The sequence below is a fragment of the Virgibacillus sp. LDC1 genome (assembly GCF_025792345.1).
GTDB classification, from domain to species: Bacteria; Bacillota; Bacilli; order Paenibacillales; family Paenibacillaceae; genus Paenibacillus_AQ; species Paenibacillus_AQ lautus.
In genome coordinates this window covers 218,739-234,595 of the sequence record NZ_JAOXLZ010000001.1, presented here as the reverse complement: position 1 = coordinate 234,595, position 15,857 = coordinate 218,739, and the positions used below count along the sequence as shown (strand labels likewise).

7 protein-coding genes are annotated in these 15,857 nt (G+C 55.2%); 1 reads left to right on the top strand and 6 read right to left on the bottom strand.

All coding sequences use genetic code 11. From position 1 onward, the window contains the following. Positions 1–217 precede the first annotated feature (217 nt). The 5 genes from OHJ21_RS01040 to OHJ21_RS01020 all read right to left on the bottom strand — a co-directional run bounded on the left by OHJ21_RS01040 (position 218) and on the right by OHJ21_RS01020 (position 14,232). Positions 218–3,670, bottom strand: a complete 3,453-nt coding sequence (locus tag OHJ21_RS01040) for an AAA family ATPase (protein WP_486019189.1) — start codon at positions 3,668–3,670, stop codon at positions 218–220. After that, positions 3,671–4,849: an exonuclease SbcCD subunit D gene (locus OHJ21_RS01035; protein ID WP_486019188.1), complete on the bottom strand. Its 1,179-nt coding sequence runs from the start codon at positions 4,847–4,849 to the stop codon at positions 3,671–3,673. Positions 4,850–4,900: 51 nt separating this feature from the next. Beyond that, a complete protein-coding gene (addA, locus tag OHJ21_RS01030; protein WP_486020987.1) occupies positions 4,901–9,013 on the bottom strand; it encodes a helicase-exonuclease AddAB subunit AddA in 4,113 nt (1,370 codons plus the stop codon). A 5-nt stretch (positions 9,014–9,018) separates the two neighbouring features. Continuing rightward, positions 9,019–12,549: a helicase-exonuclease AddAB subunit AddB gene (addB, locus tag OHJ21_RS01025; RefSeq protein WP_486019187.1), complete on the bottom strand. Its 3,531-nt coding sequence runs from the start codon at positions 12,547–12,549 to the stop codon at positions 9,019–9,021. Between the two features lie 309 nt (positions 12,550–12,858). After that, positions 12,859–14,232 carry a class I SAM-dependent rRNA methyltransferase gene (locus tag OHJ21_RS01020; protein WP_326112461.1) on the bottom strand — a complete coding sequence of 458 codons (1,374 nt, stop codon included), beginning with the start codon at positions 14,230–14,232 and terminating at the stop codon, positions 12,859–12,861. 160 nt (positions 14,233–14,392) lie between these two features. Between OHJ21_RS01020 and OHJ21_RS01015 the strand changes: the two genes are divergently transcribed. Continuing rightward, positions 14,393–15,364: a Na/Pi cotransporter family protein gene (locus tag OHJ21_RS01015; RefSeq protein WP_100535905.1), complete on the top strand. Its 972-nt coding sequence runs from the start codon at positions 14,393–14,395 to the stop codon at positions 15,362–15,364. Here OHJ21_RS01015 and OHJ21_RS01010 read toward each other — a convergent pair. Beyond that, the gene (locus tag OHJ21_RS01010; protein WP_326112462.1) at positions 15,361–15,816 is read right to left on the bottom strand and encodes an NUDIX hydrolase; all 456 of its coding nucleotides are present in this window, start codon (positions 15,814–15,816) and stop codon (positions 15,361–15,363) included. The two genes, OHJ21_RS01015 and OHJ21_RS01010, sit on opposite strands and share 4 nt — an antisense overlap. Positions 15,817–15,857: the final 41 nt, after the last annotated feature.

Here is a 15,857-nt window from a genome sequence, read left to right as displayed (position 1 = left end):
AGATGACAATTAGGGACGACACAAAAAAAAGAGAAGCACCCCTGGAACGCAGCTGTCCAGTAAGGAGGCGCTTCATCACGAGAGCAAGGGAAAAGATAGGAATCTCTCATGATCAAGCGCCTGCCCGGTGCTTCTTATATATGTCGGCTTATCTGTACTATAACAGTGCCATGTTGCTGTTTCCGTGATTTAGATCACATCATCCATTGGTTCGCTGCTACATCGATTCGATTGCAAGCTTCGAGCCCGCACCCGCTTGCTCTGCCGGCCGTACGACCAGCTTGCGCGGCAGACGTGCCCGAAGCTCGGGCACATGACTGATGATGCCGACGGTCAGCTTATCCGTATGGAGGCGCTCAAGCGCGGTAATAACCGTCTCCAGCAGCTCCGGATCCAGCGTACCGAAGCCTTCGTCGAGGAAAAAGAACTGCAGCGGATATTGCCCGCGCAGCTGAATCTGTGCCGAGAGTGCCAAAGCCAAGGCTAATGAAGTCAGGAATGTCTCGCCGCCCGATAACGTGGATACCGGTCGCCGGACGCCGCCGTTGGCATCGTCCCGAATGACGAATCCTCCACCGGAATCCACCTCAAGCGAGTAGCGCTGCTTGGTCAAGTAGCGAAGACGCTGGGAAGCCGACTGACTTACCTGCATCAGCTGTTCCTCCGCAATGTATTCAACAAACGCGTTTCCGCGCAAGCAGGACTGGAGTTTGGACAAGCGCTCGCTCTCCCGTTGAAGGCTAAGACGCTGCTCTTCCAATTCCATAAACCGGATGTGACGTTTATTCAGGTCTTCCAAGTCCCGCTCGGCTCGGGCCCTCGCCTGAAGAGCCTCCTCATCGGCTGTACGGGCCGCCTGAAGCTCGGCTGAGCACCGTTCCCACTCCTCTTCATGAAAAGGGCTGGCGCCAAGCTTCTGTTCGACGTCGCGAAGTCTCAGCGTCCATTCCCGCTGTCCTTCCCGGTGTGCTTTCACTAACTGGACACAACGTTCAATTTCTTCCGCGGTTAAACAGGCTTCCATGACGGCACGCTCCGTAGCGAACGGTGAGGCTGCCAGTTGGTTCTCCCAAGCAAGCTTGGCGGCTTGATGCTGCTCCTGCGCAGCTCTCTCAGCCTGTTCTGCAAGAGCCGCTTCCTTGGCTGCATGCTGAGCCTTCTCTTCCGCCTTCCTGCACTCGCTTCTGGCTTGTTCAGCGGATTCCTTCAGCATCGACATCCTGGTCCGGCATTCGCTCAGCAATTCCTCAGCCGACCGGTCACCAATCCATGCCTGAAGACGCTCTTCTTTATCCTTCAGCCCCTCCGTCTTTCCTTCACGCTGCGCGTCCCATTGAATCAGCTGCTTCTCCAGCTCACGAAGCTGCTGCTCCAAGCGAAGGACGGCCTGCTTCTTCTCCTCAATAAATGGTACGCTGCGCTCAAGCCCTTCCTTAATCGACTCGGATTCCGCATCCTTCTCCTGCATGAGCTGAAAACGGCCGACTGCCTCCTCCAGAGAGAAATCCGGCTTGCCTTCCTGCCAGGAATTCAGAATGCCCTCAGCTTCTGCTTCCAATCCTGCAAGCTGATCGCGCAGCTGGTTCCATATCATTTGACCATTCTCAAGCGCAGCGTTCTGTTTCATTAGCTCCTGCTGGCATGTAAAGAGGCTCTGCTGTACCTTGGACGCTTCCGTACGGCATTGCCCGATGGCAGCAGCCTGAGTTTCGGCTGCTTTCATGAGCCGGGCCGTATCGGAGGCAAGCCTTTCGACATCGTACGCTTTATCATCGGCAGGTATAGCTGACACTGCCGCTTCCATCCATCCGCGTTCCTGTTCCTGCCCGTCGGGTCTGACGGTAAGCAGGTCGTCATCTGCGTACGGCTCAATCTGCGAACGCGCTTGGCTTGCCAGCGCTTCCGCTTCGTTAAGCTGCCCCCGCAGGGTTAATCTGACCTCCTGGATCTGATGAGTGATCTGCGTCAGCCGATCCATGCTCTCATCAAGATCATCTTCAGGCTGCCCTGATGAGGCGGCAGGGAGAGGATGATGTTCACTTCCGCAAACCGGACAAGGCGCTCCTTCCTGAAGCTCGGCGGCCAGTGAAAGGGACAGCGCATGAAGCTGTTTGTCGCGAAGCGATTGGCTCATCGCCTGGTTTACATAAGCTGCCGCGGCTGCCATCCGATCGGCAAACGACGAGGCTTCGGCTGCATCACGCTGCAAGCTGTCAGCTTGCACGGAGAGCTGTATGTAGTGCCGTTGCAATTCTTGCTCCTGCTTCTGCAGGGCAACACGTCTTGCCTCTTGCTCTTTCAGCCTGCTCTCCTGCGACTTTAACTCGAGCTCAGCTTTTTGCTTCTGTCTGCCGGCTGACTCAAGCGCTTGAGCCTTCTGCATCGCCATATGAAGCACCTGGCGATCACCAGAGCGAGTCTCAAGCCCTTTCAGCTTGTCCTGCAGCTCCTCCTGCCGCTTTCGCCCTCGTTCGAGCAGCTCCTGCTCCTTCTGCAGTTGGGCAGTTACCTCATCAAGCTCTTTACGGGCATTCACTCGCTGTGCGTCGAGTCTAATCAGTTCGTCCCGTAATCCATCACGTTCCCGCTGCAATAAAACAGCTTGCTCCAGCTGCTGCTCCCGAAGCACCAGCTTCGGCTCCTCGGCCCGAAGGGCTGCCTGGGCTGCTTCATCCGCCTTTACAGCCTGCTCCGCCGCCTGCTGAGCGGATGCAGCTTGTGCGGTGAGTCCTTCGGCAATCTGCCGCCGATGATCCCAGGCCTTGCCGGATTCGCGCCATGCTTCAAGCGCAGGGAGAACAGCGGCTGCCGCCCCTGTCAGCTCAAGCCGTCGTTCCAGCTCCTTCATCTCTTCCTCATGAAGGGCGAGTTCATCCAGCTTCCCCTGCAGCCGCCGTTTTTCCATATCCAGCTCACGGATTTTCCCCATAGCTTCATGGGCTTCCATGGCGGCCCGGAGAAGATTCCGGGATGACGCCGCGTGTTTCTTGGCATCTTCCAGCACCGTAGTGGCTTCCGCCAAAGCTTCTTTCCCTGCACTGCCCAACCCCTGCTGTTCAGCTTCGACGGATTTCAGCGAACCCTCTGTATCCTTAACACGCCGGCTGAGCTTGATTGCGAGCTGGTCTCCGTACCGTTCCAAATGAAACAGCCGCTGAAGCATCTGCCGACGCTCACTCCCCTTCAGGGAGAGGAATTCGGCGAACTTTCCTTGAGGAAGGACAACCGCGCGGGTAAAATCATCCATTTTTAGTCCGATTTTCTCTTCTACGCAGCGGGTGACTTCGGCCAGTTTATCCGCCATCACTTGATCCCCATCGGGAGTAACGTGAATAAAACGACTTATTGTATTGCTTATAGAGAGCTCGTTGACCCGTTTGAATCGGCGCTCTACCCGGTATCGCTCCAGCCCGGCAGCGGAAGACAACTCAAACGTAAAGGAAACGGACAAGCTGTCCTCTGAATGGTTCATGATGCCCTGGGTTCCGTTAACCGCACGCTCCACCTTTCCGTACATGGCTAAGGTAATAGCATCCAGCAGCGTGGATTTCCCGCTTCCCGTCGGTCCGAAAATACCGAAGAGTCCGGTTTCGCACAACGTCTCAAAATCAATCTCCTGCGTATCTCGGTAACTCTGCAGTCCGGATAACTTCAACAAGATTGGTTTCATCTACGACTTCACCTCCATCCCGTCAGACTCCTCTTCCTCTACGAGCTCCAGAAACAAATCGACCAGATGATCCTCGGGCTCCGCCCCGCCGGATTGCCGCTGGTAGAACTTTCGGAACAGATCCGGCAGCGGCAGTCGGGAGCGCTCGCTCTCCAGCTCCAGCGCCTCCATCTCCGGGTAAACCGGACGGATGTGAACAATGCCGTCCCTGCTCTTTCGGAGTCGCTGAATGTCGGCAAGCCCCATGGCCTCCGTTAGGGATACCTCCAGATCTATGAAGGCTTCGGGATCACGCCCCTCATCAAGCCAACGATACACTTCTTCCAATCCGCCCTTGGCCTTCCAGCGAACAAGCGGGCGGCCGCTGCTAAGAAACAGCTCCTCGATCACGGGGGCTCCTCCTGGCGATACGTCAACCAGAGTCACCGATTTGGCCTGTCCCGCTTCCGAGAAGCTGTAGGCGAGAGGTGAACCGCTGTAACGGATCATTCCCTCTCCTTTGACTGCCTGAGAACGATGCAGGTGACCAAGCGCCGTATAGGATGCGCCTACAGAGAGTGCCAACGGATCAACCGTGTACGCTCCACCCACCTGAATCGGTCGCTCGGAATCGCTCTCGACGCCGCCAAGCACATAGATATGGCTCATGGCCAGATTGACCGTCTGCGGAGAAAAATCCCTTGCCATCATCCTCATCAGTTTTCCGACTCTCTCGCTATAGGCACGCCGGAGCTGATCCTCGTCTCCATCGATCGAAAGCAGCTCGTTAAGCCTGGCCTCCGACGGATAAGGGAGTGCTGCAATCTTGGCCGTTTCTCCGGTACGTGCCGCTGAAACAGTGATTGCATCGGCAACAGGGGTACCAATCAGGGTTATGCCCCTGGTTGCAACAAGCGGCGTGACCGATGCAACCCGTTCCGGCTGATCATGGTTGCCCGCAATGACCACCATAGGGCGCCCCCCCTCCGTAAGTCTGGCGGCCGCATCGTAAAACAACTGCTCTGCAGCCGCAGGCGGATTGACGGAATCATAAACGTCCCCCGCCATGAGGATCAGATCGGCCTGCTCTTCATCTGCCAGCTTAACCAGCTCATCCAAAAAGCGCTCCTGCTCTGCAAGCCTGCTCCGGCCTTCGAGTGTGCGCCCCAGATGCCAGTCTCCGGTATGCAATATACGCATCGCTATTCTCCTCTCCCGCTTCAAACTTCCCAATCAAACCAATAGAAATGACTATAATTGAACGGCATGTCCCCCATCAAAAAAGTACAACCATTTTTCATGCACGGGCTCGTCTAAAATATCCTCCAAGGCCTTCGCATATAGATCCAGCTGAAAACGATACTGCTCTGCCAAGGCCGAAACGCCGCCGCGATGCTCCAGGACCCGGTCCGTTTTATAATCCAGCAGCACAAGTCTACCACCCTGCCTGAACAGGCAGTCCACAACCCCTTGGATCAGCACGGTTTCGTCCTGAAGGAGCTGCACATCCGGTGCTTCGGCCGCTTGGTCCGAGATTTGGTCCATGAAAGCGAGCCCTTGGTATGCTTCAGCTGCGGGGAGTGCATATGAAAACGGCATCTCGCGCCAGACATCCTCTGCCGTCAGCAGCTGCTTCCCTACCTCGCAAGCGAACAGGCCGCTGATCTCCGTGGCTTCCACCGCGGCTGCCTGCTCACCGGTTAAGATTTCTTTTTCCACAAGGTAGCGGATCGTGTCTTCAATCTCCGGCGTCGGTTCCGCGGCTCCCTCCAATCGTTCAAGAGGCACATGCTGCATGATCGTATGATACACGGTTCCCCGTTCCGCGGGTGTCAGCTTTGGTGACTCCATAAATTTCGGCCGCCGCAAGCTTAGTGTGAAGGATGAGCCTGCCCCGATATTTTCCTTGCTCTGGCGTTTTACGGCCTGCTCCTCCAGCAGATCCAGGGAGGGGCTGTCCTGCAAGGCAAGCAGCTTCTTCATCTCCGTTACGGACGTTTTGGCGGATATTTGGCTGACCGTTTCATAACGATATTTCCAAGACAAGCGCTCATAGATGCTTGCACGTTGACCATCTGTGCTTTTATCTTCCTCTTCGGCTATAGCAGCCACGGGAACAACCGGCTCGAGCTTGCGCAGGGCATCCAGCTTATTCAACCGATCATCGCTATCCGCCTGCACGTCATCCTCAATGCCGGTCATGCCCTGCGCCAAGGATTCCGGTGTCTCAATCGAAATTATCCATTGCGATCGATCTTCCCTCAACACGCGTGAGCTCGTCTCTCCGGGTAATCCCGCCTTTTCGCGGAGCACACCTGCGGATGGATGGCGTATCACGGCCGGGCCGATCCAATCCAAGTAACTCCGGCCACGGGCAAGGACGTAATCCGGCAGAAGAAGCTCCGGGTTAAAATCGGCTTGTGCCCACGCAGCCGCCTTCTTCGGCAAATCCTTCACCGTGCCGACCAGGATCATTTTCTCTTTGGGCCGCGTAAGGGCAACATAGAGGACGCGCATCTCCTCAGCCAACAGCTCCAGCTGCGACCTGCGCCGGATCGCCAGATTCGGCAGCGTCGGGTAGCTAACGCGCATGCCTTCATCCACAAACTTCGGTCCAAAGCCAAGCTCCTTATGCATCAGGAATGGGGAGTTCAAATCCTGCTGGTTGAAATTTTTGGACAATCCCGCTACAAAAACAACCGGGAATTCCAGCCCCTTGCTCTTGTGAATGGTCATCAGGCGCACTGCGTTGCCCTGACTTTCCGTACCGCCGGCCGTGCCGAGATCCCCGCCTCGCTCCCGGAGCCGGGAGATAAAGGTCAGGAATCGGAAGAGACCTCTGGAGGCGGTATCCTGTTCATACTGCACAGCCCGGTCATACAAGGCGGTCAGATTACCCTGACGCTGCTTGCCGCCGGGCAGACCGCCAACCCAATCCAAATAACCGGTTTCGCTGTAAATTCGCCAGATCAGATCGCTCAAACTTCCTTGGCGCGCTTCCTGCCGCCAGCGCTGAAGCTGATCCATAAACAATCCAAGTTTTGAGCCCAGCTCCGGAGATATTTCGATATTCTGACTTTCCGCTGATAACGGAGCATCCGAAAGAAGGCTGCCTGCCACGAGCTCATGACCTGCTGCTGCTTCGGCCAAGCCTTCCAGTTCTACGCCCGGTGTCCATTTGCCATCCACGAAGCCCGCAGAGCGTGCAGAATCCATGACCGGCGGGGCGACACTTAACGCGACTGCTGCCTTAAGCGCATCGTAGTAAGTCCCTTTGGCACACAGACGCACCTGCGCCATCTCTTCTTCGGATAATCCAAGTATTGGCGAACGCAATACGGAAGCCAGGGGAATATCCTGGCGGGGATTATCAATCACCTGCAGCAGCGATAAAATGATCTCCACTTCCGTCGCCTGAAAGTATCCCTTGTTCTGCTCGCCGAACGCCGGAATGCCTTCCTGCCGCAGCTCCTCCATAATTAACGGTGCCCATACCATGGCTGAGCGCAGCAAAATGACCATGTCTCCATATCCCGCGGGCCGCATCGATTTGAGTCCCTTATCGTACACCATAAGCGGCTTCCCGCTTTCGCCTGTCATCTCACGGATTCTACGGGCAATGGCGCGTGCCTCCAGCTGGGCGGTTTCCATTTCAAGCGCCTCAACCTCAAGCTGAACCCCATCGTCTTCGGAAGCCGATTCTTCGGGCTGCGCCTCCGTCCCTTTTCCAAGACGGTCGATGAGGAGTAATTCAGGGGTGTAAGGGTTCGTGCCACCCTGAACCTCCTGCTCCGGAAAGGAAGCGCCGCATACAAGCTCTGCCCGTTCGTCATAGGCAATCTCGGCTACGGATTCATTCATGATCTGCCGGAACAGCAAATTGACGGCATCCACTACTTCCATTCGGCTGCGGAAATTACGGGCCAGATCAATCCGGATACCGGCTTGGGCAGTGCTTGCGTCAGAAGAAAACGTCTTATATTTATCGAGAAACAATCCCGGCTCCGCCAAGCGGAACCGATAAATACTCTGCTTCACGTCTCCGACCATAAACCGGTTGCCCGGCATTTCCCGGGAGATCAATCGTACGATGTCTTCCTGTACGCTGTTCGTATCCTGATATTCGTCCAACAGCACTTCATCAAACTGCTCGCGGTATTCCATGGCCGCATCGGAAGGCATCATACAGCCCGGCACGGAATCGGGGTGGCGAAGAATATGGAGGCAATAATGCTCAAGGTCATTAAAGTCGACCATACCTTTGGCCGCCTTGGCTTCCCGATATCGCTCGCCAAAAGCGATAACCGTCTCGGCCAGCTCCATCATCAGCGGCGCTGCCGTGTGAAGTTCCTGCAAAAATTCCGATGCCGGACGGCCAAACAATGCACTTTTCAGCTCGTTGACGATTTTCTTCACGTTGTCGCGCAGTTCCTTAACCTGTTCCTGAAGCTCCGGCAGCACCTCATCCTTCCGAACGGATTTGAGCTTGCCAAAAGACGCCTCGCGGAAAATGCCGTACAACGATTCCCACGGCGAAATATCGATGGCCTCAAGCAGGGAGGCGACCAGCCGTAAGTCGTCATCCAGATTATCCACATACGGCGCAGGCCCTCCCGGCTGCATGGCGATCGCCCTGGCTTGCTGCAGCAAGCCGGCTGCTCCATTCAAGGCCAACCGAGCATCGGCCAAAATGCTTTGAACCCATGGCGTTTGTCCGAGAGCCTCCGTACCTTGTACCTGGAAGCCGGCAGCCGTTTCCCTAAGCCAGTGTGCCGGCCACGAATGGCTGCGGGAGAAATCGTAGAGGCGCTGCACAAGACGGTACAGCGCGTCATCCGTTCGCTCGCCGCTGAACCAGTCCGCCAATCGTACAAAATGACTCTCCGGATCGCCTTCGGCCTCGCCGTATTTCTCTTCGAACAGCTCCTCCAGCATATCCTGCCGCATTAAATCCGCCTCATGTTCATTCAGAATGCGGAATCCCGGATCCAGCGGTATTAACTGATAATATCGACGAATGACTTCCATGCAAAAGGAGTGCAGCGTCGTAATGGACGCCCTGCCAAGCAAAGCGAGCTGACGCCGGATATGCTCATTGTCCGGATCCCGGTCCAGCTCACGGTCCAGCGCTTCTCTTATCCGCCCCCGCATTTCGGCAGCAGCGGCCTTGGTAAACGTAGCCACAAGAAGCCGGTCTACGCTGAACCCTGCGGAATCGTCGAGGATTTTGCGAATGATCCGTTCAACCAGCACGGCGGTCTTCCCTGAACCTGCTGCAGCTGCAACCAGCATGTCATCGCCCGACATTGCGATGGCTTTCCACTGGTCGTCACTCCACATGCTGCCCTCGGGTTTTGCTATCATCTCTCTCACCGGCCATCTCCTCCCTTCGGATGTCCGAGCAGATCCCAAACCTGATCTTTACCCGGTTTACCCAGCAGCTGATACTCGCTGCCCTCAATCGCGTCGTCGAACTGGCATACCGGCCGGAAGGAACAGTACGTGCAGGCAGTCTCCTGCTGAATCCGGTATGGCACAATCGCGACATCGCCCCCCGTAATTCGGGAGCCGATATTCAGCATGTTCTCTCGCACGGCGGATAACAAGGTCTCCCACTGGTCAGGCGTTGCAACGGCTGCGCTGCTGTAGAAGCTGCCGTCCGTTTTGACGGCGACAGGCAGAATGGCCGAGTGCCCTTTTTCAAGGAACGAATCCATAAGGGAAACCGCTTCGCGGTCTGCCAGCAGCAAGCCCTTCATTTTGTAACGTTTGAGCAGCTCCTCTGCCGCCTGCTCCGGCGTCATGCCATTTGCCGATTGCAAGACCGGATCATGAACATGGAAATACAATGTTCCCGCAGGCAACGCCTGTTCGCCGAGCCAGTCCTCGGCAAACGTCAGCAGCACGTCCAGATAGGTCAGCATCTGCAAGGATAAGCCGTAATAGACCTCATGCAGCCGCAAATCCTTCTGGCTCGATTTATAATCAATGACGCGCAGCATGATCCCATGCTCTCCGCGTGCCATGTCGACGCGGTCAATACGCCCGACAATCTCCATCTTGACCCCGTTCGGCAATTCAAACGTCAGCGGCGGCAGCGGCTTCCCGGGACCGAAATCGAGTTCGAGGCCGATCGGCTCGAATTTGCCGCGCCTTGCTTGTTCACCCAAAATCACGGACGCTCTGCCCACGATGTTTTTCAGCTTGCGCGAAATATATCCATATCGCTTGGAGCTAAGCAGGATTTCACCCTGCAGCATCGGAGCAAGCCGATCGACCGTTGCTTCCGCCTCGCGCAGGCATTCCTCCGCGGTCAAGTCTCCCCAGCTTCGATGCTGCGATTGAAACTTCACGGCCATGCTGCTTAAGGCCGCATGAAATAGCTGCCCGATATCAGGAGCCTGAAGACGGTACAGCTGCCGTTCTTTCAGCTTCAACCCATGGGAGGCAAAATGGGAAAACGGGCACGCAACAAAACGCTCCATCCGGGATACGCTTGTCCGCAGCTTCGTTCCGTACAACTGCCTGCTGGTTTCCTGCTTAAGCGGCCGGGCTTCATTCCGGTAAGACAAGGATGAGAGCATCGAAGAAAGACGCGGTCTTACATCCGGCTGCTCCGCATACCAATTGTACACGTGCCACCAAATGTCCGGGATCTCCTCTCCATTCCTCCAGTCGCGAAGCCGACCCGTTAAATAAGCAAGCGTCTTGTCCGGACGGGCCGCGTAATGCTCCTGCTCGCTGGCCGATTGCCCGGCATGCGGTCTTGCAAACAATGGCACCTCTTCCATCTGAAACATCAGCTTCAAATGGCGGATGACCTCGGATGGCAATAGCGTCTTGCCTTCATCGTCCGCCGCAGGATAACTGACCCATAGCTGCTTACTGGCCGAAGTCAGAGCATTATAGATCAGGAAACGTTCATCCAGCAGTCTTCGGGATATGCTTGGAGCAAGCTCCAAACCGCGGTCTTCGAGCTGAACACGCTCCGGTTCTGTTAGGATACCATCGTCCTGAAACTGGGCTGGGAGAACACCGTCGTTAATGCCGAGCAGAAAAGCATATTTCACGCCGCCCGTCCGTGTCCGGTCCATGCTGCCGATCAGCACTTGATCCAGAGACGGAGGCACCAGAGCCATTTTCATTTCCGTAAGTCCCGTACCCAGCACGCCCGTGAACAATTCGGTGCTTAACTTCTCCGCACCCATCATCTCCACAATCTGGTCGAGCAGGTCAAGCACAGCCCCCCATACCTGGCGGTGCTCCCTGGCTTCCTCAGGACGCCCGGCATCCAGAGCTGCCCGGCTTAACAGCTCCAGCTTTTCAGGAACAGCGGTTTCCTCCAGAAGCCGATAAACTGCGGTGCTCTGATCCATTGCACTTGCAGCCTTTTTCATCCGTTTCTCAAACGCATGCAGCGGCTCCGTAATCACCTTTCTGGCATACTCAATCACCTGCATGCCATCGGGATTTCGCGCCTCGCTCTCCCCGTCTTCTAATGAGAGGCTTGGAATTCCCTTCCACGGACGGCCATCCGTCCAGCGCGTGCCCTGGATTCCGGAAGCCAGCACATGGTTCTCCAGACGGTCCATGTCCTCACGGGTAAGCGAACCGTCCAGCGGCAGCAGCAGATCTGTCTTCACGCAGCGGAATACATCCTCATAACGCCAGCGGCGTCCGATGATATCGAGCGCAGAGCGAATAAATTCGACCAGCGGATGATGCAGTTCGCTTCGCTTCTGATCCAGGAAATAAGGAACGCCGTGTTCCCTGAACAAAGGACCTATCAGATGTTCATATTCCCCCATATTCCGGACAAACACGGCCATTTCCCGGTATCTTGCTCCTTCTTCCCGGGCGAGACGCACCATTTCACGTAAAGCCCCTTCAATTTCAGCCCGTCGGTGACTGGCAGCATGAAGAAGAAGACCTGCGCTTCTACCGTCCGGATTGCTCACTGTAACTCCGTCCCGGGCAGCTTCAGTCCAACGTTTCTTCCGATCATAACCGCGTTCGAGGTGGGCAAGCAGAGGGGATTCTTGAAACCGTGGAAGAACATCGGGCTGCAGGATACGATGCGCCGTATCCACCCCGATCTCATCGGCAATGCCTTTAAGCTTTATGTACGTCACCGCGGTAGGATGAAAGAGATCCAGCTCATGTGGAGCATTCCCGTTCGTATAAGGCTTGTCCAGTGTCAACGCGATCGTTACGCGGTTGGCATGGGTCATAATCTCCTGGAGCACCCGGTACTCCTGCGGCGTAAAGCCGTGGAAACCATCAATCCAAATGTCCGCGCGCTTGATATAGTCGGATTGGGTCACTCCCTCTGCCAAAGAGGCCAGCGTATCTTCCTCATCCATGTAAAACCGTGAAATCTCAAGCTCAAAATCGCGAAAGACTGTTACGATGTCCTCCAGCTTGCGCCGAAGCATCGGTGAATTCCCGGAACCTGATACCATCTGTTCCAGCTGCTCCTCCACGCAGGAAGCGTCAATGCAATAGCGCTTCATTTCCGTATACAGCTCGCTCAGCTTGCCGACAAAACCATGCTGCTCCCCCGAAGCCCCGAACAATTGGAGCTCTTCTTTGCGCCTCCGCAAAATTTTATACAGCAGCATGCGCTTGCCTTCTTCGCTGATCGCCACTTTCGCGGCCCCGCCGGCTTCCTGCATGACACGGTAAGCCAGTCGACGGAAACTGAGCACTTGCGCGCGCATCATCCCGCGAATGCCTCCTGCATTAACGAGTGCATGCTCCGCTTCATAAGACCCTTGCTCGGGAACGATCAGTATCATCGGATTCCCCTTGGGATCTTGCTCCAATCGCTCGATCATCTCTTGGCGGATCGACGTGCTTTTGCCGCTGCCCGACCTGCCGATAACAAATTGAATGCTCATGCTATGCCCCCTTTACATCGTCTTTCGAAAGGGAACTCCTTCACCTTCAAAACCAGCTGCGTGCCCGGTGAAATCATGCCCTTGAATCTATTGGTCAAATCTATCAAAATTCATGTGAAATCCACGTCTTGGTTCGTTCTCTATCAAAAAAGATGCTGATTACTAGTATAGCATAAGTAACGTTTAATGGAACATACGTTTGGATTTCATTCCCATTCCAAAATATTGCGGGCAACCAAAAAAGGACCCCGCCATCGTGGTTCACCCACCATGGCAAGACCCTTCGCATTAACCGGTAGCTGCGGCAATTTAAAGCTTTGATTTGCTGCGCACTTCGAACACGGCAAATTTCAAATAATGGCCCTCGTCGACCCCAAGAATTTGCGGATGATCCTTGCCAGCCGCACGCCATTCCACAAGTCTTAAAATTTTGCCGGCATCTTTCGCCGCATCCTGAATCGTCTCCAGAAACAAATCCGGCCGCATATGGTACGAGCAGCTTGCGGTAACCAAATAACCGCCCTCATTCACCAGCTTCATGCCATGAAGGTTGATATCCTTGTACCCGCGGCAAGCCCCTTTGACGGCAGACCTGGTTTTGGCAAACGCCGGCGGGTCCAGGATGACCACGTCCCAGGAACGTCCACCTCCCGCGGTCAGCGGTTTGGAGGTATCCACTTTCTGGTCCCCTTGCGCACGTTGTTCGCGTTCTTCCAAGCCTTTTACCTGGTTGCGCAAATATTGGAAGGCGTCGTCCACTACAAACTCCACGCGATCCTGGAATCCGTTCAATTCCACATTCTCTTTGGCGCTTTCAATGGCATGCTCCGATATGTCAAGACAGGTTACTTTCTTGGCCCCATAAAGGCATGCATGCAGCGTAAAACTGCCCGTATGCGAAAAGCATTCCAGCACCGTGGCTCCGTCCCAATAGGGAAAAGTGACTTCTTTTCCGCTTTTGTTCACCGGTAAGGTCTTCATCTCACCGTCCCGTTCCACAGTCTGGAGCGTGATCCCGCTGCGGCTTCCCCAACCATTCATTAACGGCTTAATGGATGCCCGATTCTCCCGCTGATCAAAGAAATAGCCCGTCTTCTGCCCTTCCTCGATATCCACCTTGATCTTCAAGCCGTTCTCCGTCACCGTTACGTGGCGCGGACACTCCCCGTAGAGAATGCCTGTGCGCTGCTCCAGCCCTTCCAGTTCCCGGATGGATACATCGCTCCGTTCATAGATTCCTTTCGGCTGGACCACCTCGACAAGCGCGTTCACGATGTCCTCGCGGCAGCGATCCATGCCCAGCGTCAGCAGCTGCAAGACCAGTACATCATCAAAACGGTCCACAATCAGCCCCGGCAGAAAATCCGCCTCGCCATATACCAGCCGGTAGGCGTTCTCATCTCCGATAAACCGTTCCCGGTGTTTCAGGCATTCCTGGAACCTGGCGATGAAAAAAGCCTTGTCCATCGTCTCAACCGGCTCATACGAAACGGTGCGTACGGTGATTTGAGATTGCGGGTTGTAATAACCGGAGGCGAGAAAACGGCCCTGATGGTTTAACACCGATACGATATCACCTGGCTTGGGTTCACCCTCGACAGAGGCAATCTCGCTTTTATAAACCCAGGGATGCCCCTGCTCCAGTCTCTTTTTTCGACTGCGCTCCAAAATTACCGATGGCACTGTATTTCACTCCTTAAGTTAGCCCCTGGCCATTTCAATAGGCATGCATGTCCGCCAAGGGTCATATACGTAATTAAGAAAAAAGTCTATCGACAGACTTTCACGGTAGCGGTTGCTTCATATCCAATCCACCACTTTATTTCACAAAAAGGAGAACATCATGCTATCCTCACTCTGGTTTCCCATCTGTTATGGTCTTGTCCTGTTCCTGTTCGGCATGAAGGTCATGGAGGTTGCCCTCCAACGCTGGGCCGGTCCGCTGTTGCATAAGTGGCTCCATAAAGCGACATCCACGCCCCTTAAAGGCATGATCGCCAGCACAGCGGTCACGGCCCTGCTGCAGAGCAGTACCGCCGTTACCGTGCTGGCTATAGGTTTCGCCAATGCCGGATTGTTAAGCCTCGCCGGTACGCTGGGCGTTATCCTCGGCACCAACATTGGGACAACGGTAACCACCGAACTCATCAGCCTGCAGATCGGACAAGCCGCCATGCCCCTGCTTGTCCTCTCGCTGATGTTATGGGTCGGGGCCGTCCTCGTCAGCGAGCGCGTGCCTCTGAGCTACGATAAGTTAAAAAACAATTTGATCCGCAGCCAGTTTTTATGCCTTGCTGTCGCCGGATTCTCGCTGGTGCTGCTTGCTATCCAATTCATGCAATCCATCGGCCCGACCCTTCAAAGCCTCGGTTTGTTCCAGTGGTTCCTGGACCACGCTTCGCGGAGCGTCCTCTGGGGCATTGCAGCCGGAACGATATTGACTGCTCTGATGCACAGCAGCGCCGCTGTCATCGCAATGGCTATGGGACTTGCAGCCAGCGGTGCGCTGCCTCCGGAGATCGGTGTTGCCATCGTTCTGGGCTCCAATGTCGGCACCTGTGCAACAGCACTTATAGCAGCGATTGGCAGTACCCGAGCAGGACGATTCGTGGCCTGGTCCCATATGGGGCTGAATATCGGCGGAGTCCTGCTCTTTACTCCGTTCATAGCGGGTTTAACCACCGTATCCGGATGGTTAGCGGCGGATCCGGCCGGACAAATCGCCCATGCGCAAACCCTGTTCAATGTCGTATGCTCGCTCATCGCCCTTCCACTATGCTATCTGCCCTTCTGGAACAAGCGGGCAAAGATCTAAAATTTCATATCTTCATCCGCAGGAATGCTTACTTCAAGCAGCGTTAACGCTTTCCGCAGGATGATATCATTGTTGTTGTATCCGTTGCTGCGCTGCTTCCTCCAAGCGGCCAGAGGCTCAAACCAGTCCACCCCGTTGATTTCCTCGATTTGGGGCTTCAGGTCACCTTTTTCTGCCTTAACCAGATAGTAGTGAACTTCCTTGTCTACCTGGCCGAATTCGGGATGATGGTATTTATATGCAATAATGTCCACTGGAGAGGTGATGGATCCGACTATACCTGTCTCCTCGCAAATTTCTCGAAGTGCAGTCTGCTCGACGGTTTCACCGGCTTCCATCTTGCCCTTGGGAAGCGAGGTTTTTCCATAACGGTCCAAAATAAGCTGGATCTGAAGCGCCCCTTCATGATGACGGTATACCACGCCGCCTGCGGAAATCTGTGTATATGCCATGTCCTATTCCTCCTTCATGTACAACAAGGATTCCACTTCCG

Bases quoted from the DNA above. Each gene is read 5' to 3' on its own strand.
- OHJ21_RS01040 (WP_486019189.1), bottom strand. From the start codon at position 3,670: ATGAAACCAATCTTGTTGAAGTTATCCGGACTGCAGAGTTACCGAGAT.
- OHJ21_RS01035 (WP_486019188.1), bottom strand. From the start codon at position 4,849: ATGCGTATATTGCATACCGGAGACTGGCATCTGGGGCGCACACTCGAA.
- addA (WP_486020987.1), bottom strand. From the start codon at position 9,013: ATGATAGCAAAACCCGAGGGCAGCATGTGGAGTGACGACCAGTGGAAA.
- addB (WP_486019187.1), bottom strand. From the start codon at position 12,549: ATGAGCATTCAATTTGTTATCGGCAGGTCGGGCAGCGGCAAAAGCACG.
- OHJ21_RS01015 (WP_100535905.1), top strand. From the start codon at position 14,393: ATGCTATCCTCACTCTGGTTTCCCATCTGTTATGGTCTTGTCCTGTTC.
- OHJ21_RS01010 (WP_326112462.1), bottom strand. From the start codon at position 15,816: ATGGCATATACACAGATTTCCGCAGGCGGCGTGGTATACCGTCATCAT.